The sequence below is a fragment of the Hydrogenivirga sp. 128-5-R1-1 genome (assembly GCF_000171895.1).
Genome location: NZ_ABHJ01000313.1, coordinates 1 through 1,572, shown reverse-complemented (window position 1 = coordinate 1,572; position 1,572 = coordinate 1). Strand labels below are relative to the sequence as shown.

General features: G+C 37.5%; 1 protein-coding gene. It reads left to right on the top strand.

What is annotated here, in order from left to right:
* The first annotated feature begins 86 nt into the window (after window positions 1-86).
* Window positions 87-1,520, top strand: a complete 1,434-nt coding sequence (atpD, locus tag HG1285_RS02085) for a F0F1 ATP synthase subunit beta (RefSeq protein WP_008289216.1) — start codon at window positions 87-89, stop codon at window positions 1,518-1,520.
* Window positions 1,521-1,572 lie beyond the last annotated feature (52 nt).

Genomic DNA, 1,572 nt, shown 5'->3' with positions numbered 1-1,572 from the left:
ACAAGAATCTATTACAACAGAACTTATTGATATTATTAACGCTGCTCAGGCAATACAATAAGTAAAAATTTAGGAGGAAATAAATAATGGCAGAAAACAAAGGAAAAATAGTTCAGGTTGTAGGACCTGTTGTTGACGTTGAATTTGAAACAGGAGATTTACCAGAAATAAGAAACTCATTAAAAACAATAAGAAAGGGTATTGACGATAAGGGAAATGAATTTGAAGAAGAGCTTTACCTTGAAGTTGCACAGCACATAGGAGAAAAAAGAGTTAGAACAGTGGCTTATGGCCCAACTGATGGACTTGTAAGAGGACAGGAAGTTGAAAATTTAGGTTCTCCTGTTAAAGTTCCTGTTGGAAAAGCTGCCCTTGGAAGAATATTTAATGTTGTAGGAAAACCTATTGATGAAGCCGGTCCTGTAGAAGCTGAAGAGCACTGGCCAATTTTCAGACCTGCTCCAACTTTTGAAGACCAGGCAACAAAAGTTGAAATCTTTGAAACAGGTATTAAAGTTATAGACTTACTTGTCCCATTTATTAAAGGTGGAAAAGTTGGATTATTTGGTGGTGCAGGAGTTGGAAAAACTGTATTAATGCAGGAATTAATTCATAACATTGCAAAATTCCACTCTGGATACTCTGTTGTTGTTGGTGTTGGTGAAAGAACAAGGGAAGGTAATGACCTTTGGATGGAAATGAAAGAATCTGGGGTTCTTCCTTACACTGCTATGGTATATGGTCAGATGAATGAGCCTCCTGGAGTTAGATTTAGAGTTGCACACACAGGGCTAACAATTGCTGAATATTTTAGAGATGTTGAAAATCAGGACGTTCTTATTTTTATAGATAACATATTTAGATTTGTTCAGGCTGGTGCAGAAGTTTCTACACTTCTTGGAAGACTTCCATCAGCTGTTGGTTATCAGCCAACTCTTGGAACTGACGTTGGTGAAGTGCAGGAAAGAATTGCTTCAACTAAAAATGGTTCTATCACATCTATACAGGCTGTATATGTACCTGCTGACGATATTACAGACCCAGCTCCAGCATCAATATTTGCACACTTAGATGCTACAATTGTTCTTCAAAGAAGACTTGCAGAGCTTGGTATTTATCCTGCTATTGACCCATTAGAGTCTACATCTAAGGCTCTTGCCCCTGAGTATGTTGGTGAAGAACATTATACAGTCGCAAGAGAAGTTCAGAGAATTCTCCAAAGATACAAAGAACTACAGGAAATTATTGCTATTCTTGGTATGGAAGAGCTTTCTGAAGAAGATAAAGCGACTGTTTACAGAGCAAGAAAAATACAGAGATTCTTAGCTCAAAAATTCCACGTTGCAGAGCAGTTCACAGGACAACCTGGTGATTACGTAAAAAGAGAAGATACTATCAAATCCTTTAAAGAAGTTGTTGAAGGTAAATGGGACCATCTTCCTGAACAGGCATTTTATATGGTTGCTGATATTGAAGATGCTAAAAGAAAAGCTGAAGAAATGGCTGCAAAACAAGCTTAATATAATAACGGGGCTCTTGCCCCTTTTTTTTATACTCCTATCCTGCTCTCAA

Bases quoted from the DNA above. Each gene is read 5' to 3' on its own strand.
- atpD (WP_008289216.1), top strand. From the start codon at position 87: ATGGCAGAAAACAAAGGAAAAATAGTTCAGGTTGTAGGACCTGTTGTT.